General features: G+C 61.5%; 28 protein-coding genes and 2 riboswitches. Of the genes, 19 read left to right on the forward strand and 9 right to left on the reverse strand.

Annotated features, from left to right (window positions below; genetic code table 11):
* Positions 1 to 33 precede the first annotated feature (33 nt).
* Genes G7045_RS06990 through G7045_RS07005 form a run of 4 tightly spaced genes read right to left on the reverse strand, consistent with a single transcriptional unit; the run spans position 34 to position 4,192 of the window.
* Positions 34 to 1,290: a hypothetical protein gene (locus G7045_RS06990; protein ID WP_166158972.1), complete on the reverse strand. Its 1,257-nt coding sequence runs from the start codon at positions 1,288 to 1,290 to the stop codon at positions 34 to 36.
* Positions 1,287 to 2,066, reverse strand: a complete 780-nt coding sequence (locus G7045_RS06995; protein WP_166158973.1) for an outer membrane lipoprotein-sorting protein — start codon at positions 2,064 to 2,066, stop codon at positions 1,287 to 1,289. Before G7045_RS06995 ends, G7045_RS06990 begins: the two co-directional genes overlap by 4 nt.
* Positions 2,067 to 2,090: 24 nt before the next feature.
* The gene (locus G7045_RS07000; protein ID WP_166158974.1) at positions 2,091 to 3,488 is read right to left on the reverse strand and encodes an ABC transporter permease; all 1,398 of its coding nucleotides are present in this window, start codon (positions 3,486 to 3,488) and stop codon (positions 2,091 to 2,093) included.
* Positions 3,485 to 4,192, reverse strand: coding sequence for an ABC transporter ATP-binding protein (locus G7045_RS07005; RefSeq protein ID WP_166158975.1), 708 nt, complete (start codon positions 4,190 to 4,192; stop codon positions 3,485 to 3,487). The genes G7045_RS07000 and G7045_RS07005 overlap by 4 nt, the downstream gene beginning before the upstream one ends.
* 142 nt (positions 4,193 to 4,334) lie before the next feature.
* Between G7045_RS07005 and G7045_RS07010 the strand changes: the two genes are divergently transcribed.
* Positions 4,335 to 5,222 carry a helix-turn-helix transcriptional regulator gene (locus tag G7045_RS07010; RefSeq protein WP_166158976.1) on the forward strand — a complete coding sequence of 296 codons (888 nt, stop codon included), beginning with the start codon at positions 4,335 to 4,337 and terminating at the stop codon, positions 5,220 to 5,222.
* A gap of 31 nt (positions 5,223 to 5,253) precedes the next feature.
* On the opposite strand, the gene G7045_RS07015 is transcribed toward G7045_RS07010, so the two are convergent.
* Positions 5,254 to 6,624, reverse strand: coding sequence for a tryptophanase (locus G7045_RS07015; protein ID WP_166158977.1), 1,371 nt, complete (start codon positions 6,622 to 6,624; stop codon positions 5,254 to 5,256).
* 263 nt (positions 6,625 to 6,887) lie between these two features.
* On the opposite strand from G7045_RS07015, the gene G7045_RS07020 reads away from it, so the two are divergent.
* The 4 genes from G7045_RS07020 (at position 6,888) to G7045_RS07035 (ending at position 11,271) form a co-directional block, all read left to right on the forward strand.
* Entirely contained in the window at positions 6,888 to 7,853 is a 966-nt protein-coding gene (locus G7045_RS07020; protein ID WP_166158978.1) for an ABC transporter substrate-binding protein, read from the forward strand.
* A 92-nt stretch (positions 7,854 to 7,945) separates the two neighbouring features.
* Complete coding sequence (locus G7045_RS07025) at positions 7,946 to 8,833, forward strand: ABC transporter permease (protein WP_166158979.1); 888 nt, start codon at positions 7,946 to 7,948, stop codon at positions 8,831 to 8,833.
* 14 nt (positions 8,834 to 8,847) lie between these two features.
* Complete coding sequence (locus G7045_RS07030; RefSeq protein ID WP_166158980.1) at positions 8,848 to 9,642, forward strand: ABC transporter ATP-binding protein; 795 nt, start codon at positions 8,848 to 8,850, stop codon at positions 9,640 to 9,642.
* Positions 9,643 to 9,792: 150 nt separating this feature from the next.
* Positions 9,793 to 11,271, forward strand: a complete 1,479-nt coding sequence (locus G7045_RS07035) for an amino acid permease (protein WP_166158981.1) — start codon at positions 9,793 to 9,795, stop codon at positions 11,269 to 11,271.
* 73 nt (positions 11,272 to 11,344) lie between these two features.
* Here the strand turns inward: G7045_RS07035 and G7045_RS07040 are convergent, their stop codons facing one another.
* Positions 11,345 to 11,800 (reverse strand): Lrp/AsnC family transcriptional regulator, encoded by a 456-nt coding sequence (locus tag G7045_RS07040; RefSeq protein WP_166160382.1) that lies wholly within the window; start codon positions 11,798 to 11,800, stop codon positions 11,345 to 11,347.
* Between the two features lie 238 nt (positions 11,801 to 12,038).
* A riboswitch (glycine riboswitch) is annotated at positions 12,039 to 12,138 on the forward strand.
* Positions 12,139 to 12,151: 13 nt separating this feature from the next.
* Positions 12,152 to 12,259, forward strand: a riboswitch (glycine riboswitch).
* Positions 12,260 to 12,276: 17 nt separating this feature from the next.
* Between G7045_RS07040 and gcvT the strand changes: the two genes are divergently transcribed.
* From gcvT to gcvP, 3 genes are all read left to right on the forward strand, one after another.
* Entirely contained in the window at positions 12,277 to 13,446 is a 1,170-nt protein-coding gene (gene gcvT, locus G7045_RS07045; RefSeq protein ID WP_166158982.1) for a glycine cleavage system aminomethyltransferase GcvT, read from the forward strand.
* An 86-nt stretch (positions 13,447 to 13,532) separates the two neighbouring features.
* Positions 13,533 to 13,907, forward strand: a complete 375-nt coding sequence (gene gcvH, locus G7045_RS07050; protein ID WP_166158983.1) for a glycine cleavage system protein GcvH — start codon at positions 13,533 to 13,535, stop codon at positions 13,905 to 13,907.
* Between the two features lie 132 nt (positions 13,908 to 14,039).
* Positions 14,040 to 16,943, forward strand: coding sequence for an aminomethyl-transferring glycine dehydrogenase (gene gcvP / locus G7045_RS07055; protein ID WP_166158984.1), 2,904 nt, complete (start codon positions 14,040 to 14,042; stop codon positions 16,941 to 16,943).
* A gap of 78 nt (positions 16,944 to 17,021) precedes the next feature.
* Here gcvP and G7045_RS07060 read toward each other — a convergent pair whose 3' ends face one another.
* A complete protein-coding gene (locus G7045_RS07060) occupies positions 17,022 to 18,062 on the reverse strand; it encodes an integron integrase (protein WP_166158985.1) in 1,041 nt (346 codons plus the stop codon).
* A 184-nt stretch (positions 18,063 to 18,246) separates the two neighbouring features.
* Here G7045_RS07060 and G7045_RS07065 point away from each other — a divergent pair, with 184 nt between their 5' ends.
* The 7 genes from G7045_RS07065 to G7045_RS07095 all read left to right on the forward strand — a co-directional run bounded on the left by G7045_RS07065 (position 18,247) and on the right by G7045_RS07095 (position 22,283).
* Positions 18,247 to 18,486: a DUF1010 domain-containing protein gene (locus G7045_RS07065; protein ID WP_240919306.1), complete on the forward strand. Its 240-nt coding sequence runs from the start codon at positions 18,247 to 18,249 to the stop codon at positions 18,484 to 18,486.
* Positions 18,487 to 18,519: 33 nt separating this feature from the next.
* Positions 18,520 to 18,810 carry an excalibur calcium-binding domain-containing protein gene (locus G7045_RS07070; RefSeq protein WP_123675839.1) on the forward strand — a complete coding sequence of 97 codons (291 nt, stop codon included), beginning with the start codon at positions 18,520 to 18,522 and terminating at the stop codon, positions 18,808 to 18,810.
* 119 nt (positions 18,811 to 18,929) lie between these two features.
* Positions 18,930 to 20,210, forward strand: a complete 1,281-nt coding sequence (locus tag G7045_RS07075; protein ID WP_166158987.1) for an AAA family ATPase — start codon at positions 18,930 to 18,932, stop codon at positions 20,208 to 20,210.
* Positions 20,207 to 20,629, forward strand: a complete 423-nt coding sequence (locus tag G7045_RS07080; RefSeq protein ID WP_166158988.1) for a hypothetical protein — start codon at positions 20,207 to 20,209, stop codon at positions 20,627 to 20,629. The genes G7045_RS07075 and G7045_RS07080 overlap by 4 nt, the downstream gene beginning before the upstream one ends.
* A gap of 101 nt (positions 20,630 to 20,730) precedes the next feature.
* Positions 20,731 to 20,928 (forward strand): excalibur calcium-binding domain-containing protein, encoded by a 198-nt coding sequence (locus G7045_RS07085; protein ID WP_166158989.1) that lies wholly within the window; start codon positions 20,731 to 20,733, stop codon positions 20,926 to 20,928.
* 135 nt (positions 20,929 to 21,063) lie between these two features.
* Complete coding sequence (locus G7045_RS07090; protein WP_166158990.1) at positions 21,064 to 21,339, forward strand: DUF1010 domain-containing protein; 276 nt, start codon at positions 21,064 to 21,066, stop codon at positions 21,337 to 21,339.
* 704 nt (positions 21,340 to 22,043) lie between these two features.
* Positions 22,044 to 22,283 carry a DUF1010 domain-containing protein gene (locus tag G7045_RS07095; protein ID WP_240919307.1) on the forward strand — a complete coding sequence of 80 codons (240 nt, stop codon included), beginning with the start codon at positions 22,044 to 22,046 and terminating at the stop codon, positions 22,281 to 22,283.
* A gap of 17 nt (positions 22,284 to 22,300) precedes the next feature.
* Here G7045_RS07095 and G7045_RS07100 read toward each other — a convergent pair whose 3' ends face one another.
* Positions 22,301 to 22,531: a hypothetical protein gene (locus tag G7045_RS07100; RefSeq protein ID WP_166158992.1), complete on the reverse strand. Its 231-nt coding sequence runs from the start codon at positions 22,529 to 22,531 to the stop codon at positions 22,301 to 22,303.
* A 79-nt stretch (positions 22,532 to 22,610) separates the two neighbouring features.
* Positions 22,611 to 22,781 (reverse strand): hypothetical protein, encoded by a 171-nt coding sequence (locus G7045_RS07105; RefSeq protein WP_205737171.1) that lies wholly within the window; start codon positions 22,779 to 22,781, stop codon positions 22,611 to 22,613.
* A 113-nt stretch (positions 22,782 to 22,894) separates the two neighbouring features.
* Here G7045_RS07105 and G7045_RS07110 point away from each other — a divergent pair, with 113 nt between their 5' ends.
* The 4 genes from G7045_RS07110 to G7045_RS07125 are packed head-to-tail and all read left to right on the forward strand — an operon-like array spanning position 22,895 to position 24,433.
* Entirely contained in the window at positions 22,895 to 23,170 is a 276-nt protein-coding gene (locus G7045_RS07110) for a DUF1010 domain-containing protein (RefSeq protein ID WP_166158994.1), read from the forward strand.
* Positions 23,171 to 23,202: 32 nt separating this feature from the next.
* Positions 23,203 to 23,448: a DUF1010 domain-containing protein gene (locus tag G7045_RS07115; protein ID WP_166158995.1), complete on the forward strand. Its 246-nt coding sequence runs from the start codon at positions 23,203 to 23,205 to the stop codon at positions 23,446 to 23,448.
* 43 nt (positions 23,449 to 23,491) lie between these two features.
* Positions 23,492 to 24,091, forward strand: coding sequence for an EcsC family protein (locus G7045_RS07120; RefSeq protein WP_240919175.1), 600 nt, complete (start codon positions 23,492 to 23,494; stop codon positions 24,089 to 24,091).
* Between the two features lie 51 nt (positions 24,092 to 24,142).
* Complete coding sequence (locus G7045_RS07125) at positions 24,143 to 24,433, forward strand: DUF1010 domain-containing protein (protein ID WP_166158997.1); 291 nt, start codon at positions 24,143 to 24,145, stop codon at positions 24,431 to 24,433.
* Positions 24,434 to 24,469 lie beyond the last annotated feature (36 nt).

Consider the following 24,469-nt stretch of genomic DNA (forward strand, 5'->3'; position numbering starts at 1 on the left):
GCTTGCCCTATAAGGGCTAGCGCCATTTTTTATCTAAAAATAATGCCTTGCGATCAGCTCCCAACGGGCTGCCCAAGGCCATGCACCAAAGTGGCTTAAGGCCGCGCCATGGTTGCGCTGCCATTGCAGCGCCATATCCAGCCGCCGCCCCCGGTGGCGCAGTTCAAGCCAGCAGCGGCGGCTGGCGTCGTCAAGGTCAAACTGGCACATGCCATTCAAATCCAGGCCGGGGTGCACGGCATCCTTCCAGGCGGCGTGCAGGAACAACCCGTGCCGGGTGGCAGGCTCCAGGGCATTGGCCGCCCAGGCCCGGTACTGCCCATACACCGGCAGGGGCATGGCACGCAGGGCCTGCCAACCGCGCCGTCCAGGGGCTGCGCCGTTGTAATGCAGCTCTGCCGTCAGTGTGAGTTGGTTGGCGCTGGTGTGCCTGGCGCCTACGGCCAGCCGGTGGTGCCACTGTTCAGGGCCCACCAGGCCCAGCGCCTGCTGCAACTGCGTGGGCGAGGTGCCGCCCGACCACTCCAGGTAGGCTACCGTGGCCTGACCCAGCAGGCCCGAGAGGTTCATCCCCCACTGCGCGCCCTGCCCCTGGCGCAGGTGCAGCAGTCCCTGTGCGCTGATCGACTCCCCCCAGCGTGGGGCATAGGCCAACAGCGCACGGTTCAGGTGGTTGGTGGCACCCCAATCGAGGTTCCATCCACCAGGCGCAGGCTTGTGTGTCGCCAAGCGGGGCGAGAAGGCGAATTGCCACACACCGTTTGCACTGTGGTGCTGCAGGTGCAGCATGGCACTGCCCTGGCGGTTCTCGCGCAGGCTGGCGGGGTCCATGGACACTTCCGACCGGATCGATCCATCGCGGAAAAAATCGGTTGGGTTGTAGCCCAGGGCGACACCCTGGCGCAGCCGGATGCGGCCAGCCTCCAGCACCAGGTTCTGCGTCGGGGTATAGCCCAGGACGGCATCCTTCAAGGTATGGATGGCGTTTTCCTGCGTCAGCATGGGGCGTGAGCGCATGTCCAGGCGGCCCGCTGCGCGCACATACCAGGGGCCGCTGGCAGCGGGCTCCAGCCGCCAATCGAGGCTGAGACGGCCGTCGTCTTGGGCCAGGCCCGCTGCCTGGGGCCATGCCCGTCCCGCCGCGATCTCGGCGTAGGCCTGCCAGGGGCGTTGTTCCGTGGTGCTGGTGGGGGTGTCGTCGGCTAGCTGCAGGGCGTCGGCCTCTGCATCACTTGCCAGGGCGGATGTGCCCCACAGCAGGCACAGGGCAATGAGAGGCCGGCGCATCATTCGGGGCGCCAGTGGGGCAGGTAGTCGCGCTGCAGCCAGGCTTGCGGCACATCGCGGCGCTCCCACTGGGAGTAGCGCATCACGGTGACCCAACTGGGATCCAGGCCGTCGATGATCACGGTTTCCGTGGGGCGCTCGGTGCCAAAGGCGTTCTCGTAGCGCCGGTAATACGCCGTCTTGAGCAGGTTGCCCGTGTCGGCATAGAAGCGTGCCTTGACGGGCCGGTGGTTGCTGGCATCGACCCACATCTCGACGCGTGGATAGTTGGCGTCGGGCCCCTGGGCTTCGAGCGCGAGTTTCAGGCACAGGCGTGGCTTGCGGTCACCGTCCTGCGTGGTTTCTTCCGCCGCACTGGTGGCACGGTAGTCGCGCGCAAAGTTGGTGGTGACCACGTCACCGTTGGACGCCTGGCCCAGCAGACGCTGCTGGGGCGAAAGGCGGATGCTGCCCTGGCTGGCAGGGTCGTAGAACCACAGATCCTTGCCGTTGTAGAGAATGAGCTTGCCCACGTCGCGCGCCGGGGCCAGGTAGCGCACCAGGCTGCGGAACTGCCCGCCCGCAGTATCGGGCCGTGAGTACACGGCGAGCTGGCTGCTGTCGGTCTGCCGCCCCTGGCGGTACTCCACCAGGGTGTTGACCAGCCTGAAGGAGAAATCCGGGTTGCGGATCGCATCGCTGGCCGCCAGAACGGCCTGGGGATCGGGGCCGGCCCAGGCTTTGTGGTGCCATGGGGCCAGTGCCGCCAGGGGGAGGGCAAGAAGTGAACGTCGTTGCATGGTGGGCCTTGATGTGACGGGTTTTCAGGCGTGGCGCAGTGCATCCACGATGTCCATGCGCGCGGCACGCCGTGCGGGCCACCAGGCCGAGGCCAGGGTGATCGCCAGCAGGCCCACGATGCTGCCTGCCAGCAAGGGCAGGTCTTGCCACACCCGCACCAGCACCAGGTAGGCGTAGGCATAGCCTGGGGGTGTCCACGTCCAGCCGCTGTGGTTGATGGCCCAGGCCAGCACCGCCGTGGCCAGCAGGCCCAGCACCGTGCCCGCCGCGCCCAGCAGCAGGGCTTCGCACAGGAAGAGGCGGCGGATACCGCTGCAGCGCTGGCCCATGGCGCGCAGGGTGCCAATCTCCACCGTGCGCTCCACCACCGCCGTTCCCATGGTGTTGGCAATGGTGAACAGCACGATCACCGCAATCAGCAGTGCGATGAAACCAAACATGGAGGCCATGAACTCATCCGTCTGACCGAACATCGGATTCAGCGTGCGGAAGTCCAACACCTCCAGCGCTTGCGCGGCAAACTGCTGGCCCAGCAGTGCCTCTAGCCGGGCACGTGCCGCAGGCAACTGGGCGGTGTGGTGCAGTTGCACCACGATGGAGGTGACCTCGGGCGCTTGCGTGCCGTAGAGCAGGCGCTGGGCCTGGGGCAGGTGCATGGCGAGGTAGAGGTCGTCAATGGCCTTGACGCCCAGGTTGACCGCCTTGATGGCTTGCAAGCTCGCCACGTTGGGTGCGCCTCGGGCCGTGGCCACCAGCATCTCGATGCGCTGGGCAGACGGCTCGGACGGTGTGGATCGCTCCATGGCCGACAGGGCGGCTACATCGTCGGGCACGGCGGTGGCGTCTGCGGTCTGGTGCAGGGCGGGGGAGCCTGCGTTTTCGCAGCTTGGTACCTGGAGCGCGGCGCACAGTTGCAGCTTGCGCGCCACGCCGGTGCCGATGACGGCGGCGTTGGCTGCCGTACCCTCCAGTGCCAGGGGCTGGGCGTAGCTGACCATTCGATAGTCGTTCCATTGCATCAGGCGGTTGTATTCCTGTGCCACCAGGCCGTTGGCCAGCACCGAGCGCGTGTGCCCCGACTCCATGTGCCCCGCAATGCCGCCCAGTTGCAGCGTCGGCGTCACCACGCGCAGCAAAGGCGCCAGTTCGGGGTCGCTGGCAATGGCATCCATGATGCGCTGGTAACCCGCGATGCCATAGGCCGACGGGTTGTCGCCCCCATCCGCAAAATAGCCGCGCCGCTGTACCTGCAGGTGGCCGCTGAACTGGACGAAGCCGGTCTCCATGCCATACAGGATGTTGGAACGGTAGCCGCCAAACAGCAGGATGGCGGTGAGCCCCACCACCATGGCCAGCAGGGTGGCCAGGGAGCGGCGGCGGTTGCGCAGCAGGTTGCGCAGGGCGAGCATCCAGAGGTTCATGCGGCCACCTCCGTACCGTTGTCACGTTGCTCTATGGCTTCGATCCGGCCATCGCGGATGCGCACCACGTCATCGGCCTGGGCCAGCACCATGGGGTCGTGGGACGAGAACACAAAGCTGGCGCCGCGCGCGCGCTGCAGGCGGCGCATCAGGGCAATGATCTCGGCACCTGTCTGGCTGTCGAGGTTGGCAGTGGGCTCGTCGGCCAGCACCAGCGCAGGCTCGGTGGACAGGGCCCGGGCAATGGCCACGCGCTGGCGCTGCCCGCCCGACAGTTGCCCAGGGCGGTTGCCAGCGCGGTCTGCCAGGCCCACGGCGTCGAGCAGCGCGCGCACCCGCTCTTTGCGCTGGGCAGCCGGTACTGCGGCCAGCACCAGCGGGTATTCCACATTCTCAAAGGCGGTCAGCACCGGCAACAGATTGAAGTTCTGGAACACGAACCCGATGCGCCGTGCGCGAAAGTCCGACAGCGCATCGTCCGTCATGGCCTGCACGGCCTGGCCATCCACCTGGATTTCGCCCTCGTCGGGCCGGTCAATGCAGCCCATCATGTTGAGCAGCGTGGTCTTGCCGCTGCCCGAGGGGCCGCACAGCACGGTGAAGCGGCCGGGCCGGATGTCGATATTCACCCCGCTCAGGGCGGGCACGGTCACGGTGTCCAGCCGGTAGGTCTTGCCCACGTTGCGTAAACTCACTGGGTACATGCAGACTCCCTTGTTGATGCATGGCGTCCATCGTAAGAATCCCACCCAGGGCGTGTATTGAATGATTGCGACATCGCCGCCTGCGGCACCTCCGCCGTACCACCATTTGCGCAAAGTGTCCGCCTGGCCCCGGGAGCTTGGCATGACCTACAGCGATGCGCGTTCCGAGCTGTGGCTACCGCGCAGCGCCCTGGCCTCCTGCGTTCGTGGGGTGATGGCGCGCGATACCCTGTCGGTAGCGCTGGATGAGCCGCAGCGCTACAACCACATGCCGGTAGCGCCCACTTGCGCGTTGCTCTGGTATCTGCAGGGCGAATGCCATGTCCTGGCGCCAGGTGCACCGGCGCAGCCCCACAGCCCGCGTGCGCCCATTGCTTCTGCCACCTTGTGCGGCCCCTTCACCCGGCCCACCATCAGCTGGAACCCCGGCCCCATGCACGCCTTCATGGTGCTTCTCATGCCCGATGCGCTGGCGCACATGACGGGCCTGGATACCACTGCGCTGCTAGACCGGATTGTTCCGGTGCAAGAAGTCTTTGATGCCGAATGGCAGGCGATGTTTGCCCAGGTGGCGCAGGCGGCCGACGACGAGCAGCGCGTGGCCCTGGTCGAGTCCTTTCTGTTGCCGCGCTGGCAGCAGTCGCGGCCGGCGTCGGCATTGCACAGCCACCTGCTCACCGACTGGTCGCGCAGCGTGGCCCTGCGCGCCGCCAGCTCAGGCCTGGGCCGCAGCCTGCGCCAGGCGGAGCGCCGCATCAAGCAATGGACCGGGCAAACGCAGCGCAACCTGCATGGGCTGGGCCGTTCAGAGCGCGCCTTCTTTGAGGGCGCACAGGCACACCAGGATGGCGCTGTGCGCTGGGGGGACATTGCCGATGCCAGCGGCTACGCCGACCAGGCCCACATGTGCCGAGAGTCCCGGCGCATCACCGGCCATGCGCCGGGCGAGCTGTACCGCCTGATGCAGAGCGATGAGAGTTTCTGGGCTTACCGGCTGTGGGCTTTTGGGGTGGGGGTTTTGCTGGAATAAGCACCCAGCAAAACCACACCGGGATAAACCCTCACACCCACGCGCACTCGCAGGTGAAGTGGCGCAAAAACTTCGGCTGCTTGGTGATCTTCACGCCGCGAATACTCGCCGCTTTTTCCTTCACCTCGGCAATCACCTCCGCCGCGTAATCAAAGTGGCTTTGCGTGTACATGCGGCGCGGGAAGGCCAGGCGCACCAGCTCCATGCTGTGGTAAGTCTCGGTGCCGTCATCGAGGCGCTTGCCGAACATGACCGAGCCGATCTCGACGCCCCGAATGCCGCCCTCCAGGTAGAGCGCGTTGCACAGCGCCCAGGCCGGGTAGTGCGCCACCGGCATATCGGGCAGCACGGTCTTGGCGTCGATGTAGACGGCGTGGCCGCCCGTGGGGCGCACGAAGCCGACGCCGGCGGCGTCGAGCTTTTCGCCCAGGTACTCGGCGGTGCGCAGGCGGTAGCGCAGGTAGTCCTCATCCATGCCCTCCTCCAGGCCCACGGCCAGGGCTTCGAGGTCGCGCCCGGCCATGCCGCCGTAGGTGGGAAAGCCTTCCATCATGATCAGGCCGTTCCTCACCCCATCGAGCCATTCGTCGCTGCGCAGCACGATGAAACCGCCGATGTTGACCATGCCGTCCTTCTTGGCGCTCATGGTGGCGCCGTCGGCGTAGGAGAACATCTCGCGCACGATGTCCTTGATGGGCGTGTTCTCGTAGCCCGGCTCGCGCATCTTGATGAACATGGCGTTCTCGGCGAAGCGGCACACGTCCATGACCAAGGGCTTGCCGTATTTCTTCAGCAGCGCAGCGTAGGCGCGGATGTTGGCCATGGAGACGGGCTGGCCGCCGCCGGTGTTGTTGGTCACGGTGATCATGCCAAACGGAATGCGCGCACCGTGCTCCTGGAGCACCGCCTCGGCTTTTTCCAGGTCGATGTTGCCCTTGAAAGGGGCGATGGTGGCGGGCTGCAGGCCGACGGCGGCAACGCAATCGAGCGCCTGCACGCCCATGGATTCGAGGTTGCCGCGCGTGGTGTCGAAGTGGCAGTTGTTGGGCACCAGGTCGCCAGCCTTGCAAGTGGCGCTGAACAACACCTTCTCGGCGGCGCGGCCCTGGTGCGTGGGGATGAAGTGCGCCATGCCGGTGATGTCCTGCAAGACTTTTTCCAGCCGGTAAAAACTGCGCGCACCGGCGTAGCTCTCGTCGCCTTCCATGATGGCGCCCCACTGGCGGCTGGACATGGCGCCGGTGCCCGAATCGGTGAGCCAGTCGATGAGCACATCGTCGGCGTGCAGCTTGAAGACGTTGAGTTTGGCTTCTTCGAGCAGGCGCAGGCGGTCGGCGGCGCTGGTCATGCGAATCGGCTCCACACTTTTGATGCGAAACGGTTCAATCAGGGTCTTGGGCATGGCAGTCTCCAGGTGCGGTGTCGGGTACGGTGTCGAAAGCCGCGAAAGTAGCACCGGGCTGGGGGCCGTGGTGTCGGTTTTTTCCAACGCAGGCTCCCGGAAAAACTACAAAAAACATAGCTGCACACGCTGATAGTCACACGCTTGCCAGCTGTCTGGGGCAGGAACCTGCACAGCCCGCGCCTGCGGCGTACACTCGGTGCCCGGCACGCTCGCCGTGCCGCCCACTCAATAGGATTCAACAAGGACGGATGGAGATGCAGATGAAGAAATTGCCCTGGATGACCCTGGGTGCCGTGGCACTGGCCGTAGCTGCGATCGCGCCCGCCAGCGCGGCGGAAAAATCCGTGGCCGTGACGGCCATCGTCGAGCATCCCGCGCTCGACTCGGTGCGCGACGGCGTGCAGGCGGCCCTCAAGGAAGCGGGCTACGAAGCCGGCAAGAACCTCAAGTGGCAATACCAGAGCGCACAGGGCAACACCGGCACGGCAGCGCAGATTGCGCGCAAGTTCGTCGGCGACAAGCCCGACGCCATCGTCGCCATCGCCACCCCCTCGGCCCAGGCCGTGGTGGCCGCCACCAAGAGCGTGCCGGTGGTCTACTCCGCCGTCACCGACCCCGTCGCCGCCAAGCTGGTGGCCAACTGGGAGCCTTCGCACACCAACGTCACCGGCGTCTCTGACCTGCTCGCGCTCGACAAGCAAATGGACCTGCTCAAGCAGGTGGTGCCGAACGCCAAGCGCATCGGCATGGTCTACAACCCGGGCGAAGCCAACTCGGTGGTCGTCGTCAAAGAGCTGGAAAAGCTGCTGCCCAAGCTGGGCATGACCTTGGTCGAAGCCGCCGCCCCGCGCTCGGTGGACGTGAGCAGCGCCGCGCGCAGCCTGATCGGCAAGGTCGATGTGATCTACACCAACACCGACAACAACGTCGTCTCGGCCTACGAGTCGCTGGTCAAGGTCGGGCAAGACGCCAAGATTCCGCTGATCGCCTCGGACACCGACAGCGTCAAGCGCGGCGCCATTGCGGCCCTGGGCATCAACTACCGCGACCTGGGCGAGCAAACGGGCCGCATCGTGGTGCGCATCCTGAAGGGCGAAAAGCCCGGCGACATCAAGAGCGAAACCAGCACCAAGCTCGAACTCTTCGTCAACCCCGGCGCTGCCGAAAAGCAAGGCGTGAAGCTGCCCGAGGCGCTGATCAAGTCGGCCGCCCAGGTCATTCAATAAAATCGCCGTTTTCGCGTCGCACACAGGAGCCCCCTTCGGGGCTCTTGTTTTGCGTGATATCCCTCTTTTTTCCTCTGCCTGCGACCCGCCCCATGTCTTTGTTTTCCCTGTTCGGGGCCGTTGAAATCGGCCTGATCTTCAGCCTGGTGGCGCTGGGCGTCTATATCTCGTTTCGGTTGCTGCGCTTTCCCGACCTGACCGTGGACGGCAGCTTTCCGCTCGGTGGTGCGGTCTGCGCCATCTTGATCTCCACCGGCACCAACCCCTGGCTCGCCACCTTGGCGGCCACTGCGGCGGGCGCCGTGGCCGGGCTGATCACCGGCTGGCTCAACGTCAAACTCAAAATCATGGACCTGCTGGCCTCCATCTTGATGATGATTGCGCTGTACTCGATCAACCTGCGCGTCATGGGCGGCCCCAACGTGCCCCTCATCAACGACACCACCCTCTTTACCCTGCTGCAGCCCGAGGGCATGGCCGACTACGTCGCCCGCCCCCTCATCCTGCTGCTGATCGTGGTGCTGGCCAAGCTGGCGCTCGACTGGTTCTTTGCCACCGAACGCGGCCTGGCGATTCGCGCCACGGGCTCGAACGCGCGCATGGCGCGCGCCCAGGGCGTGAACACCGGCGCCATGGTGCTGCTGGGCATGGCCATCTCCAACGCCCTGGTGGGCCTGGCGGGCGCGCTGTTTGCGCAGACACAGGGCGGCGCCGACATCTCCATGGGCATTGGCACCATCGTCATCGGCCTGGCCGCCGTCATCGTGGGCGAATCCATCCTGCCGTCGCGGCGCATCGTCTGGGCGACGCTGGCGGTGGTGGTGGGCGCCATCGTCTACCGCTTCTTCATCGCCGCCGCGCTCAACAGCGACTTCATCGGCCTCAAGGCCCAGGACCTGAACCTCGTCACCGCCCTGCTGGTGACGGTGGCGCTGGTGATTCCGCAGCTCAAGCGCAAGCTCGCCAGCCGCAAGGCATAAAAGAAAGAACGCCCATGCTGAGCGCACACAACCTGACCCTTACCTTCAACCCCGGCACGCCCATTGAAACGCGCGCGCTGCGCGGGCTCTCGCTCGACATTCCGGCCGGCCAGTTCGTCACCGTCATCGGCTCCAACGGCGCGGGCAAGTCCACGTTTCTGAACGCCGTCTCCGGCGACCAGGGCGTGGACGGCGGGCGCATCCTGATCGACAACGTCGATATGACGCACAAGCCCGTCTGGGAGCGCGCCGAGCGCGTGGCGCGCGTCTTCCAGGACCCCATGGCCGGCACCTGCGAAGACCTGACGATCGAGGAAAACATGGCCCTGGCGCAGCGCCGGGGCGGGTTTCGCAACCTCTCGCGCGCCGTCAAGAACCACATGCGCGACGGCTGGCGCGAGCGCCTGTCCACGCTCGGCCTGGGGCTGGAGAACCGCCTCACCGACCGCATCGGCCTGCTCTCGGGCGGCCAGCGCCAGGCCGTGAGCCTGCTCATGGCGGCGCTGCAGCCCTCGCGCATCCTGCTGCTCGACGAGCACACCGCCGCGCTCGACCCGCGCACCGCCGACTTTGTGCTGCAGCTGACGGCGCGCATCGTCGCCGAGGCCCAGCTCACCACCATGATGGTCACGCACAGCATGAGGCAGGCCCTGGACGTGGGCAGCCGCACCGTGATGCTGCACCAGGGCCAGGTGGTGCTCGACGTCTCGGGCGAAGAGCGAGCCCGCATGGACGTGCCCGACCTGCTGCACATGTTCGAGAAAGTGCGCGGCGAAAAACTCGCCGACGACGCTCTGCTGCTGGGTTAAGCCCTCTAGCAAATCCCGCCCCGGGGCCGATACCATCGGCCCCTTTTCTGATCTTTCCCAGGTCGTTTTTCATCCACCCCGACTGCTGCTGTTGCCAAGCCCTATCCAGGCTCCCTCGGCACGGCTGCCCTGCACAAAGAAAACCACACCATGAGTGCAAGCCCCACCTCCTCCGGCGGCGAACTGCGCCGCGTGCTCAAGGCGCGCCACCTGTCGATGATCGCCATCGGCGGCTCCATCGGCACCGGCCTGTTCGTTGCCTCCGGCGCCACCATCTCGCAAGCGGGCCCCGGCGGCGCCGTGCTGGCGTACATGATCGTCGGCCTGATGGTCTATTTCTTGATGACCAGCCTGGGCGAGATGGCCGCCTACCTGCCCACCTCGGGCTCGTTTGCCACCTACGGCGCGCGCTACGTCGATGAGGGCTTTGGCTTCGCCCTGGGCTGGAACTATTGGTACAACTGGGCGGTGACGATTGCCGTCGATCTGGTGGCGGCGCAGCTCGTCATGGCGTACTGGTTCCCGGACGTGAACGGCGTGCTCTGGAGCGCAGGCTTTTTGGCCATCATGTTTGCGCTCAACGCCATTTCGGTGCGCGGCTTCGGCGAGGCCGAATACTGGTTTGCCGCCATCAAGGTGGCCACCGTCATCGTCTTCATCGGCGTCGGCGTGCTGATGATCTTCGGCATCCTGCGCGGCGACGCGCAGCACCAGGGCCTGTGGGCGCACCTGCAGCTGTGGACGCTGGGCGACGCACCCTTTGCCGGCGGCTTTGCCGCCCTCATCGGCGTGGCCATGATCGTCGGCTTCTCCTTCCAGGGCACGGAGCTGATCGGCATCGCCGCTGGCGAATCCGAAGACCCGGCCAAGAACATCCCGCGCGCCGTGCGCCAGGTGTTCTGGCGCATCTTGCTGTTCTATGTGTTCGCCATCCTGGTCATCAGCCTGATCATTCCCTACACCGATCCGCAGCTGTTGAAGAACGACGTTGGCGACATCGCCGTCAGCCCCTTCACCCTGGTGTTCCACCGCGCCGGCCTGCTCTCGGCCGCCGCCCTCATGAACGCGGTGGTATTGACATCGGTGCTGTCGGCCGGCAACTCGGGCATGTACGCCAGCACGCGGATGCTCTACGTGCTCGCCTGCCAGCGCATGGCGCCGCGCATTTTTGCCCGCGTCAACGCCAGCGGCGTGCCCATCATGGCGCTGCTTGCCACCACCATCGTGGCGGCGCTGTGCTTTCTGACCAACATCTTCAGCCCGCAGCTGGTGTACGTGTGGCTGCTCAACCTCTCGGGCATGACCGGCTTCATCGCCTGGCTGGGCATTGCCATCAGCCACTACCGCTTCCGCAAGGGCTACGAGGCCCAGGGCCTGCAGCTGTCGGCCCTGCCCTACCGCGCGGCCGCCTTCCCGTTCGGCCCCATCTTCGCCTTCGTGCTGTGCCTGGTGATTACCCTGGGGCAGAACTACCAGGCGTTCCTGCAGGACAAGATCGACTGGACGGGCGCCATCGCCACCTACATCGGCCTGCCGCTGTTCTTCCTGATCTGGGGCGGCTACCGCTGGGTCAAGGGCTCGCGCATCGTGCCCTACAGCGAGATGAAGGTGCAGCCTGAAGTGGTGTAAACCGCAAAATTGAGAATAAAAATAGCTGCCAGCGCCCGTCCAACAAGCGCTGGCAGCTATTTTTTTTATAGCATCACACCCCCAGCGGCAGATCGGCGCGCTTCAAGGTGCGCAGCACAAAGCTCGACTGGCTGTGGCGTATGCCCTTGATTTTGTAGAGCTTCTCGCGCAGCAGGCGTTCGTAATCGCGCGTGTCCTTGACCACCACACGCAGCAGGTAGTCGTACTCGCCCGAGACCAGGTGCGCCTCCACCACCTCCGGAATGCTGGCCAGCACCTCGCCAAACTTCTCCAGCGTGTTGTCCGAATGGCTGTCGAGCGTGACCATGACCAGCACCGTGTCGCCCAGGCCCAGCGCCTGCGGGTTCAGGCGCACGGTGTAGCCCTCGATGACCCCGGCCTCCTGCATCTTCTTGATGCGCGCCCAGCACGGCGAGGGCGAGAGGCCGACGGCGGCGCCAATCTCTTGCAGGCTGGCGCGGGCGTCGTGCTGCAGGATGGAGAGTATTTTTCTATCGAGCCGGTCTATTTCCATGCATTCACTCCGTTGATGACAAGCAAACAGAAAATTATTCTGCAGCAACGGCTTTTTAGCAGAAATTTCAGCAAATCCAACTGCAGCCCCGCGCGCATACTTGCTGCCATCGCAGGCGCTTTGACCGAGGCGCACAGCAGGCCAGGCTGCCCCGGGTTACCGCCCAGGGCCGCGCTGCACAAGCCACAAGCTTGAGAGCCATTCAAGGGAGCATCCACTGCCGCTATACTCCGGCGATTCGTCAGGAGAGAGTGCCCCGCCACCCGCGTGCGGCGCCGCCGAAGGCGCAGGCCCACCGCCAAACGCTCAGGCAAAAGGACTGACAGAAGCGCCCGCTCACGCGGGCGTTCCCTTGCTGGAGAGAGGCGCCGCGCCGCACAGGCCGCGCCCACCGAAGGAGCAAACCCGCATCGGCGGGTGAATCTCTCAGGTAAAGAGGACAGCAGGGCAAACACCGTGGCCAGCGCGCCATGGCCCGCATTTGCCCTGGAGAAACACCCGTGTCCACCGCCGACCTGCTGACCACCCCCCTGAACGCCCTGCACCTGGAACTGGGCGCGCGCATGGTGCCCTTTGCGGGCTACTCCATGCCGGTGCAATACCCCGCCGGCCTGATGGCCGAGCACCTGCACACGCGTGCTGCAGCGGGCCTGTTCGACGTCTCGCACATGGGCCAGCTCAAGCTCATCGGCCCCGACGCCGCCGCCGCCTTTGAAACCCTGGTGCCCGTGGACGTGCTCGGCCTGCCCGAGGGCAAACAGCGCTACGGCCTGCTGCTGGCCGACGACGGCACCATCATCGACGACCTGATGTTCTTCAACCAGGGCCTGGTCAACGGCGAGAGCACCCTGTTCGTCATCGTCAACGGCGCTTGCAAGGCGGGCGACATTGCCCACATCCAGGCGCGCATCGGCAGCCGCTGCCGGATCGAGCTCATGCCCACCCAGGGCCTGCTGGCGCTGCAGGGCCCGCAAGCCGCTGCCGCCCTGGCGCGCCTGGTGCCTGGCGCCGAGCAGCTGGTGTTCATGAGCGGCGGCGCTTTCCGCTGGAACGGCGCCGAGCTGTTCATCACCCGCAGCGGCTACACCGGCGAGGACGGCTTTGAAATCTCCGTGCCTGGCGCGCAGGCCGAGGCCCTGGCGCGCGCCCTGCTGGCCGAGCCCGAAGTCAAACCGATTGGCCTGGGCGCGCGCAACTCGCTGCGCCTCGAAGCCGGCCTGTGCCTGTACGGCAACGACATCGACCGCAGCACCACGCCGCCCGAGGCGGCGCTGAACTGGGCCATCCAGAAAGTGCGCCGCACCGGCGGCGCGCGCGCAGGCGGCTTTCCGGGGGCCGAGACGGTGCTGGCGCAGATCGACAACCCGGCCGTGCTGACGAAAAAACGCGTCGGCCTGATCGCCAAGGAACGCGTGCCCGTGCGCGAGCCCGCCGTGCTGGAGAACATGGACGGCCAGCCCATCGGCCAGGTGACCAGCGGCCTGCTCGCACCCACGCTCAACCAGCCCATTGCCCTGGCCTACGTGCAGCCCGACTACGCCGCCCCCGGCACCGAGATTTTTGCCATCGTGCGCGGCAAGCCCGTGCCCATGGTGGTGGCGCCCACGCCCTTCGTGCCGCCGCGCTATTTCCGGGGCTAACCCCCTTCCCGCAAGGCGCCAGGCCGCTACAGTGCGCCCTGGGCCTTTCTCCATACACGCTTTTCATCCTTTTTTCGGAGCCTTCCATGACCATCAAATTCTCCCAAGACCACGAGTGGATCAACGCCGCTGACACCAACGCCGCCGTCGTCGGCATCACCGTGCACGCGCAGGACGCGCTGGGCGACGTGGTGTTCGTCGATCTGCCCGAAGTGGGCAAAACCTTCGCCCAGGGCGAAGTCGCCGGCGTGGTCGAATCCGTCAAGGCCGCTGCCGACGTGTACATGCCGGTTTCGGGCGAAATCGTGGAAGTGAACGAAGCCCTGCGCGCCGACCCCTCGCTGGCCAACAGCGACCCGCTGGCCAGCGGCTGGTTCTTCAAGGTCAAGCTCTCCAAGCCCGCCGAGCTCGACGCGCTGATGGACGAGACCGCCTACGGCAACTTCGCTGCCAACGCCTGAGCCCCGACACCTCCATCAAAAAACATAGCTGCTTGCGCTGGACCACAAAGGGTTTGAGGAATCAATCTGCCTCAACTCCTTGATAGACCAGCGCAAGCAGCTACTTTTTTAATAGCATTTGAGACTGGCCCCATGAACGCCCCTGCCGCCCTGCCCCTGTCCGCGCTGGAAAACCCCGGCGAATTCATCCCCCGCCACATCGGCATCGACGCCGCCGATGAGGCGCACATGCTCAGCGTGATTGGCGAAGCCACGCGGCGCGCCCTGGTGGCCTCCATCGTGCCGCGCTCCATCGCCCGCGAGCGCGCCATGGACCTGCCCCCCGCCTGCACCGAGGCCGACGCGCTGGCCGAACTCAAGGCCATCGCCGCCAAGAACCAGGTCAAGAAGAGCTTCATCGGCCAGGGCTACTACGGCACGCACACCCCCGGCGTCATCCTGCGCAACATCCTGGAAAACCCCGCCTGGTACACCGCCTACACGCCCTACCAGGCCGAAATCAGCCAGGGCCGCATGGAGGCGCTGGTCAACTTCCAGACCATGGTCACCGACCTGACCGGCATGGACATCGCCAACGCCTCCATGCTCGACGAAGCCACCGCCGCCGCCGAAGCCATGACGCTGGCGCGCCGCTCCGTCAAGGCCCGGGGCAACGTCTTCATCGTCTCGGGCGACTGCCACCCGCAGACCATCGAGGTGATCCAGACCCGCGCCGCGCCGCTGGGCTTCACCGTCAAGGTCATCCGCTCGGCCGACGAATGGATCGCCGCCATCCACAGCGACGACTACTTTGCCGCGCTCAACCAATACCCAGGCTCGACCGGCTGGCTGGCCGACTGGCAGCAAAGCGCCGACCTCATCCACGCCAAGGGCGCAGCCTTCATCCTCGCCGCTGACCTGCTGGCGCTCACCCTGCTCAAGGCCCCCGGCGAAATGGGCGCGGACATCGTCGTCGGCACCACCCAGCGTTTTGGTATGCCCATGGGCGCGGGCGGCCCGCACGCTGGCTACATGGCCTGCCAGGATGCGTTCAAACGCTCCATGCCCGGCCGCCTGGTGGGCGTGAGCGTGGACGCGCACGGCGCGCCCGCCTACCGCCTGGCGCTGCAAACGCGCGAGCAACACATCCGCCGCGAAAAAGCCACCTCCAACATCTGCACCGCGCAGGTGCTGCCCGCAGTGATTGCCAGCATGTACGCCGTGTACCACGGCCCGCAGGGCCTGGTGCGCATCGCCCAGCGCGTGGCGCGCCTGACTGCCATCCTGGCCGCAGGCGTGCAGCAAATGGGCCTCAAGCTCTTGCACGCCAGCGCCTTCGACACCCTCACCATCGACCTGGGCAGCAGCGAAGCCGCCCAGGCCGCCGTGCAGCGCGCCCTGGCCGCCGGTGCCAACCTGCGCACGTTCCCGGGCGCACAGCGCAGCCAGTGCGTGGGCATCTCGCTCGACGAAACCAGCACCCGCGCCGACCTGGCCCTGCTCTGGCAGGCCCTGGCGCCCAGCGCCGCCCAGCCCAGCATCGAAGCGCTGGAAGGCGCCGCCAGCCTCATCCCCGCCAGCCTGCAGCGCAGCAGCAGCTTCCTCACGCACCCGGTGTTCAACACGCACCACTCTGAGACGGCCATGCTGCGCTACATCCGCGCCTTGAGCGACAAGGACTTGGCGCTCGACCGCAGCATGATCCCGCTGGGCAGTTGCACCATGAAGCTCAACGCCACCAGCGAGATGATCCCCATCACCTGGCCGGAGTTTGCCCACATCCACCCCTTTGCCCCGGCCCACCAGCTCGCCGGCTACGCCGAGCTCGATGCGCTGCTGCAGCAGTGGCTGTGCCAGGCCACCGGCTACGCCGGCGTCAGCCTGCAGCCCAACGCCGGCAGCCAGGGCGAATACGCGGGCCTGCTGGCCATCAAGGGCTGGCACGAGGCACAGGGCAACGCGCACCGCACCGTCTGCCTGATCCCCAGCAGCGCCCACGGCACCAACCCGGCGAGCGCGCAGATGGTGGGGATGCAGGTCGTGGTCACCAAGTGCGACGAGAACGGCAACGTCGATATGCAGGACTTGCAGGCCCAGTGCGAAAAGCACAGCCAGAATCTGGCCTGCGTGATGATCACCTACCCCAGCACGCACGGCGTGTTTGAAACCCAGGTCAAGGAGCTGTGCCAGATCGTGCACCGCCATGGTGGCCGCGTGTACGTGGACGGCGCGAACATGAACGCCCTGGTCGGCGTGGCCGCGCCCGGTGAGTTTGGCGGCGACGTCAGCCACCTGAACCTGCACAAGACCTTCTGCATCCCCCACGGCGGCGGCGGCCCGGGCGTGGGCCCGGTGTGCGTCGTTGAAGACCTGGTGCCCTTCCTGCCCGGCCACGCCACGGCGGGCAACGTCGGCAAGACAGGGGCCGTGAGCGCAGCCCCCCTGGGCAACGCCGCCGTGCTGCCCATCAGCTGGATGTACATCCGCATGATGGGTGCCGAGGGCCTGACGGCGGCCACCGAAGTGGCGATTTTGAGCGCCAACTACATCAGCGCGCGCCTGAAGGACCACTACCCCACGCTGTACGCATCCGCCAACGGCCACGTCGCGCACGAGTGCATTCTGGACCTGCGCCAGTTGAAGGAAACCAGCGGCGTGATGGCCGAAGACGTCGCCAAGCGCCTGATCGACTACGGCTTCCATGCCCCCACGTTGAGTTTCCCGGTGGCCAACACGCTGATGGTGGAACCCACCGAAAGCGAAGACCTGGCCGAACTGGAACGCTTCATCGCCGCCATGATCGCCATCCGCGAAGAAATCCGCCAAGTGGAAAACGGAATCTGGCCGCAGGACGACAACCCCCTGAAAAACGCCCCGCACACCGCCGCCACCCTGCTGGCCCAGGACTGGAGCCACCCCTACACGCGCGAAGCCGCCGCCTACCCGGTGGCCAGCCTGCGCCAGTCCAAATACTGGGCCCCCGTGGGCCGGGTGGACAACGTGTATGGCGACCGCAACCTGTTTTGCAGCTGCGTGCCGGTGAGTGAGCTGGAATAACGCGGAAATCGCACGGGGCATTTCACCCGAAAAAAACAAAGGCCCGGAAACGGGCCTTTGTTTTGAACACAGCGCGACTCACAAGGCATCGAGCGGGCTCAAAATTCCCCGCCCACCCTTGTTCAGCACATGGGTGTAAATCATGGTGGTGCTGACATCGGCATGGCCGAGTAATTCTTGCACCGTGCGAATATCGTAGCCCGCCTGCAGCAAATGCGTGGCAAAGGAATGGCGCAGCACATGGGGCGACACCGGCTTGGCAATCTCCGCCCGCCGCGCCGCCTCGCGCACACCGCGCTGCACCGACTCAGGATATACGTGGTGGCGCCGCTCCAATAACTCTCCGGTACGCACATCCGGGCGCGGATCGGTGGAGCGCACGGGCGACGGAAACACCCATTGCCATGCCCAAGCCTGGTCTGCATTGGGGTATTTGACCGCCAGCGCATGGGGCAACAACACCCGCCCCAGGCCTGCAGCCAAATCCTTTTCATGCAGCGCCCGCGCCTTTTGCAACTGCGCCTGCAGTGGGGCAATTAAATTTTCAGGCAACACCGTCACACGGTCTTTATTGCCCTTGCCCTCGCGCACCGTGATTTCACGGCGGGCAAACTCCACATCCTTCACACGCAGGCGAAGCGCCTCCATCAAGCGCAAGCCCGTGCCATACATGAGCTGAATCACCAGCCCCGGCGTGCCCTCGGTATGCATCAGCAGAGAACGCACCTCAGCCGGAGTCAACACCACCGGCAAACGCTTGGGACGCTTGGCCTGTATGACCTCATCGAGCCAGGGCAAATCCATCCCCAGCACCTGTTTGTACAAATACAACAACGCCGCCTTGGCCTGGTTTTGCGTGGAAGCAGCCACATGGCGCTCCACCGCCAAATAGCTCAAAAACGCCTCCACCTCCGCCGCCCCCATATCCTGTGGATGGCGTTTGCGATGGAACAAAATAAAGCGCCGCGCCCAGTCCACATAAGCCTCTTCCGTACGTATGCTGTAGTGCCGCGTACGCAGGTGGATGCGCATCCGATCGAGCAACTTGGGCGGCGGTGCAGTACCCTCCACTTCCGGCTGGCCGGACGGCGCAGGGGCAGAGCGTGGAGGCAGCGTCATCCGCAAAATTTTAGGCTTGGCTAAACGCCATAATCAGAGGGTTTCACTCTAGATGTTGCAAAATGTGTTGCGTTACCCGACTTCTTCCGCTAGGATGCGGATCGTCTATTTCTAGTTAGTCCCGCAGAGAAACCGCTTTATTTGGCCCATGCTTATTCCAACGGCATTTAGTTTCTCAGGTGTTATGCAGCGCCTTGCTGGCCGTTTGTCCGGGCTTCGCCTGCATTTGCTGCGCCAGTTTTCAGCATTTTTGGCCGCTGGCCCTTGCGTAGCAAGCGCGAGCAGCTATTATTTTGCAAGCGTTGCGCCGCCTCGGTGGCGCTTTGCTTTCTCCCAGTTCGCGCCCGTCGTCAAAGTGGGGTTTCCCGTTTTGGCCATCGGGTCTAACTTTTCATCGCAGCCGACCGGCTACGCCGTCGGCTGAATTCAGGGCGTTAGCCAGTCAACAGGAGAGAATGTGTTCCGTATCCTTCTCATTGCTCTGCTCGCCTTTGGCGTTTGGAAGGGCTATGAAAAATACCAATCTCAACGCCCAGCACAGCAATTTCAAGAAATTGATATTTCAAGTGGTTCTTCCAGGAGAAACCGAAGCATTGATCTAACACCAAAATTTCAGTGCGATGGACGAACCCATTGCTCTCAAATGACTTCTTGTGAAGAAGCCACCTTCTTTCTTAAAAATTGCCCGGGCACAAAAATGGACGGGAACAATGATGGTGTCCCGTGCGAGCAGCAGTGGTGCAAATAAATCAAGCCATTGGGGCTAACAATTCGTCGCAGCCGACCGCCTACGGCGGCGGCTGAACTCAGGGCGTTAGACACCGCGAGCAAAAAATTTGCCCTGAATGAACCATCCTAAAAAAAGCCATGAGCGAAAAACTTACAGTAAGCAACTTTTTGTTAATCAAGAAGGCTTCGTTGGACATCAAACAAATCAACATTGTTATTGGCCCTCAGGCAAATGGCAAAAGCTTACTTGCCAAACTACTTCACTTTTTCAAAACCATAAATATAGATTTCTTCGAAGGTGTACGGCTTGGAAAATCAAAACGAGATTTTGATAAAGGCATACTTACCACCTTTGAAAAGAATTTCCCAAGGTACGCCTGGGAAGGAAGTTCATTTTCCATTGGCTATGAGTTCAATGAAATTTCAATAATAGTTTTCGGCAGGAAAAATTCTTCCGGCAAAACAAGCCTAAGCATCGATTACTCACCTCTACTGGCCAAACTATTTACAAGCAAGAAAAAGATTTATGCCAAACATTTGATAGAGGCGAAGGCACAAGAGAAACCGGGGCGGCAGCAAGTTGCGCACACGGAATCTCAAGTATTTTATGAGCACGTAATCGAGCCCCTTCGAAATGAAGGGTACTCGCCATTCTTTTCAAGCCCAATATTTATCCCCGCAACCAGGTCGTTTTTCGCCAACCTTCAAAAAAACATCTTTACGTTCTTGGCTTCCAACCTCGATATTGACCCATACCTTAAGGAGTTTGGGAGCCTCTACGAAAACTCAAAAAGATGGTACAAAGATGGATATCTAAACAAAGATAACAAAGAACTCACGGCGGAAATATACAGCGCCGTCGAATCTATCATATCTGGCGACTACGAGTATCATGATGAGCAAGACTGGATCGTAAACAAAGGTCGCAGAATAAATCTAGCAAATGCCTCATCCGGTCAGCAAGAAGCACTCCCCATGCTGCTATCACTGTGTGTTTGGCCAATTTTACGAAAGCATCAACCCGGAAACATGTGCTTTATCGAAGAGCCTGAAGCGCATCTATTCCCCACATCGCAAGGTCATATTGTCTCAATATTATCAATTTTGTACGCAAGAGTTGGAACAAACTTCTTTGTCACAACCCATAGCCCTTACATAATATCCGCACTAAACAACTTCATTCTAGCCGCGGACAAAATTAAAGACAGAACATTAACCACAAAGGAATTTACGAAGCTAAATGGCTCCGGACTACCCATTAAGTTCGAAGATGTAGCCGCGTACTCGATGAGTAATGGTGAAGCAACATCAATTAGCGATCTTGAGTACCGCATAATAGGCGCTGACATGCTCGACGGCATCTCGGAGCACTTCGAATCAGTGATGAATGAAATGCTCACTCGGGGGGTGCAGCAATGAACTACGACAAATGCACTATAGCAACCCGGGATTCGACTGTCGTCTTAAAGGAAAACAGAAGCAAATTTGAGATTCACAACAAGGCCAAACAAAAAATCCACAAAATAAAAGTGGACGGCTGCCTTATTGGCAACGAGCATGAGAAATGCGACTGGATTGTAACCACCGAAGACGCAGATAAAAAGCGCGCCCTTTTTATTGAACTGAAAGGTTGCCAGTTGGATAAAGCTATCTCGCAACTCAGAACCACCCTGCAACTGACCGCCGAACGTTTCAAACATCACGAAAAAGAATGCTATGCCGTAACGACACGAGTCCCCAAACACGGTACATCAGTCAGGAAACTTGCACTTGATTTTTTCAATAAAACGAATAGTCCACTGAGCGTAAAGAATGAAATATGCAGCATCCATCTGTAAATGATCGGCACAACGACGTCTAACTGGCGGTTCAACGCGGACAAAAATGCTTCGCATTTTTGCTGATTAACCTTGACGTTAGCCTTTTATCCAGGAGTGTTATGAAGTACGCAAAACAAGTTTTTTTTATTTTTATTGCAATAGCACTGACCGCTTGCGGTGGTGGGGGAAGTGATGATGCGGATTGCTCAGATTTCGCATACCAACAAGACGCTCAAGCATGGCATAAAAGTAATCCAGGCTCAGATCTGGATGCTGATAATGATGGAATTGCTTGCGAACATCTCCCTCGTCGTTAATTTTATAGCGCTGTGCGTGTGCGCAGCATTTTCGGTTTGGCTGCTGTGGCTAACCGGTCAGTCAAGCCGACCCGCCTTCGGCGGGCGGCTTACTTTTGTTCGTTAGTCCCGCATAGAAACCGTTTTATTTGGCCCATGCTTATTTCAACGGCATTCAGTTTCTCCGGCGTTATTCAGTGCCTGGTTTGCCGTTTCTCCGGGCTGCGCCTGCATTCGCTGCGCCAGTTTTCAGCCTTTTTGGCCGCCTACCCTTGCGCAGCAAGCGCAGCAAGCTATCATTTTGCAAGCGTTGCGCCGCCTCGGTGGCGCTTCGCTTTTTCGCAGTTCGCGCCCGTCGTCAAGCTGGGGCTTCCCGTTTTGGCTTCCGGGTCTAACTGTTCATCGCAGCCGACCGGCTACGCCGTCGGCTGAATTCAGGGCGTTAGGCCGCTTACACGCCCCGCTCGGTATTGGGACGCGGCTTAGCACTCACATTTCTAACTCAGCGCCTTTAGCCTCATGAATCGCACCATAACTCTCCAAAGCGCACTGTTTGCAGTTCTTATTGCGATTAGCGGGTGTACATCCTTAGGACACGAATCACGATCCACACCCCAACTTACTAGAGAAGTACCTGAATCACAGACGCGCATAGTCCTAATGCAGAGCACTGGCTCACTGCCAGTCGCTCTTGAGCGTTTACTAGAGGCTAGAGGCGTGAAAGTACTGGCACTGCCTGACAACACGACCCGCCGACCCGGCGCCAGATACATGGTAACAGCCACATCTTTTGATCTAGACACTTGCGTACCAGAGGGATCGCGTCAAATGCACTTCGACATTGTTGTCCTTGACACCATTACAAATCAGCGCGCATTTGTGCTAAACGGAAAGTATGGGTGTCAAACGACAGTTCTCAAGAGCTTCGAGACATGGCTATTCTCCGGCCTGAAATAAAGCCTCCTAACAGGCCGTTGCAGCCGAAAGTCAACGGCTTGCCGCCTTTGGGCCTCCATTTCATTCTGGCCCAAAGCCGTCAACCCGTTGCCTTCGGCTGAACTTTACGTTAGTCCCGCGTAGAAACCCGCTTTATTTAAGCCATGCTTTTTCAAAGGGCATTCAGTTTCTCAGGCGTTATGCAGCGCCTTGCTGGCCGTTTCTCCGGGCTTCGCCTGCATTCGCTGCGCCAGTTTTCAGCCTTTTTGGCCGCTGGCCCTTGCGTAGCAAGCGCAAGCAGCTATCATTTTGCAAGCGTTGCGCCGCCTCGGTGGCGCTTTGCCTTCTCGCAGTTCGCGCCCGTCGTCAAGTTGGGGTTACCCGTTTTGGCCTCTGGGTCTAACTTTTCATCGCAGCCGACCGGCTACGCCGTCGGCTGAATTCAGGGCGTTAGGCGTCACACTTCCAGCCCGTGGTTCTTTGCGCTGCCTTCTAAATGATCGGCGAACGCCTGTTGATCTGCCTTGAGTTCACCCCACCTCGGCACCATTCCGAGCGCGACCTCGGGATGGTTCATCATCCACACAATCATCTGATTTACCTGTGTCGGCAAATTGTTATGGGCAACATGAATACGCGAACCGGTTGATGTTTTTGCCTTGTAATCGGCAAGGACGGTTGTTTTCATCGTGCGCTTCCTTGTATCAAAATAAGGCCTAACCTTTCATTCCAGCCGACCGCCTTCGGCGTCGGCTGAATTCGTGGCGTTAGGTGTAATCACCGTTTTCATCGAACAGGCTGTAGAACTGCGTAATTTCAGCCCCGCACTTGGGGCACAGTTCCACCTTGTTTTCAAATTTGTTTTTGTCCTTCACGAGCGCTTTGCACTCGCTGCATTCCCATTTGATAGTCCCGTCACCTTCTTCAATCATCGTCATTTCTGCCATTTCAATCCCCTATGCCTAACATTTGCGTCAACGCGGACGCTCCGCAAGCTACGCGCCGGTTACGCCAGCGTTAGTCCCGCATAGAAAACCGCTTTATTCAGCCCATGCTTTTTCAAACGGCATTCAGTTTCTCAGGCGTTATTCAGCGCCTTGCGTGCCGTTTTTCCGGGCTTCGCCTGCGGGCCGCTTGCTTGTTTCAAGCTTTTTTGGCCGCTGGCCCTTGCGTAGCAAGCGCAAGCAGCTATCATTTTGCAAGCGTTGTGCCGCCTCAGTGGCGCTTTGCTTTTTCGCAGTTCGCACCCGTCGCCAAGCTGGGGTTACCCGTTTTGGCTTCCGGGTCTAACTGTTCGTCGCAGCCGACCGCCTACGGCGTCGGCTGAACTCAGGGCGTTAGTGCCCTCATTTCCCATTTATGCAGGCCGCTATTTATTCCAGCGCTTCGCATTTCTCAAAGGTTTCTTCTTTGGGGTTTCCTGCCGGGCTTCGCCTGCATGCGCTGTGCCAGTTTTTGGTTTCCAGCGCTGCGCCGCTTCCGTGGCGCAGCGCTTTTTCGTGGGCTGCGCCCGTCTCCAAGTCAGGGCGTTCCCTTTTGGCCTTCGGGTCTAACTCCGCGGTCAAGCGGACTGGCCTACGGCCAGCCGCTTACCTTGGCCGTTAGACAGGGGGAAAGTGTGGCAAAGGATTTGACGGAAGGCTCAATCATGCGCGCATTGGACTTTGCGTACGACAAAGCGGTCAATGGCGTCGTTGGCATGGACTCGGCCAGCGAGATAGCTGAGAGCTACATGAAGGTGGAAGGGTCAAAGATAGATCAGGCTAATTCACTGATCCGCTGGCAAAACACAAAGGCTGGAACATCAGGCTTCCTTACAGGCCTTGGCGGCATCATTGTCATGCCCGTGACTATCCCGGCAAATATTGCAAGCGTTATGTATGTTCAGGTCCGCATGATCGCCGCAATTGCTCATCTTGGCGGGCATGACTTGAAGGATGACAGAGTAAAGGCTCTTGTCTATGCGTGTCTCACCGGAAACGCTGCTAAAGACATAATGAAAGATATAGGAATTGTTGTAGGCAGGAAGCTCACGGAGAATGCAATCAAAAATGTCAGCGGAAAGACCATAACAGCTATAAATCAGAAAGTTGGGTTCAGGCTTCTGACAAAATTTGGAGAGAAGGGGGCCATCAATCTTGGTAAGGCAATACCACTTGTGGGCGGTATTGTCGGAGCAACATTTGACTCAGTTACAACCAACATCATCGGCAACATAGCGCGTGACACCTTCATCCCTAGCAAATGAAGCCCCTGTCTAATTCAAGTTAGCACTACAGAAAACCCATTTATTTCGCCCATGCTTATTCAAACGGCATTCAGTTTCTTAAGCGTTGTGCAGCGCTGGGTTTGTCGTTTCTCTGGGCTTCGCCTAGCGGAGTTACGCTGGTTTGTGGTCTTTTTGGCCTCTAGCCCTTGTGCAGCAAGCGCAAGCAGCTATCGTTTTCGCAGTGCTGTGCCGCCTCGGTGGCGCAATGCTTTTTCGCAGTTCGTGCCCGTCGCCAAATCTAAGTTATCGGTTTTGGCTTCTGGCTCTAACATTTCGGTCAAGCCGACCCGCCTACGGCGGTCGGCTTACCTCGCCCGTTAGAACTCTTAGAACAATCTGTGCAATAAATAATTATGG

Source organism: Acidovorax sp. HDW3 (assembly GCF_011303755.1).
Lineage (GTDB): Bacteria > Pseudomonadota > Gammaproteobacteria > Burkholderiales > Burkholderiaceae_C > Paenacidovorax.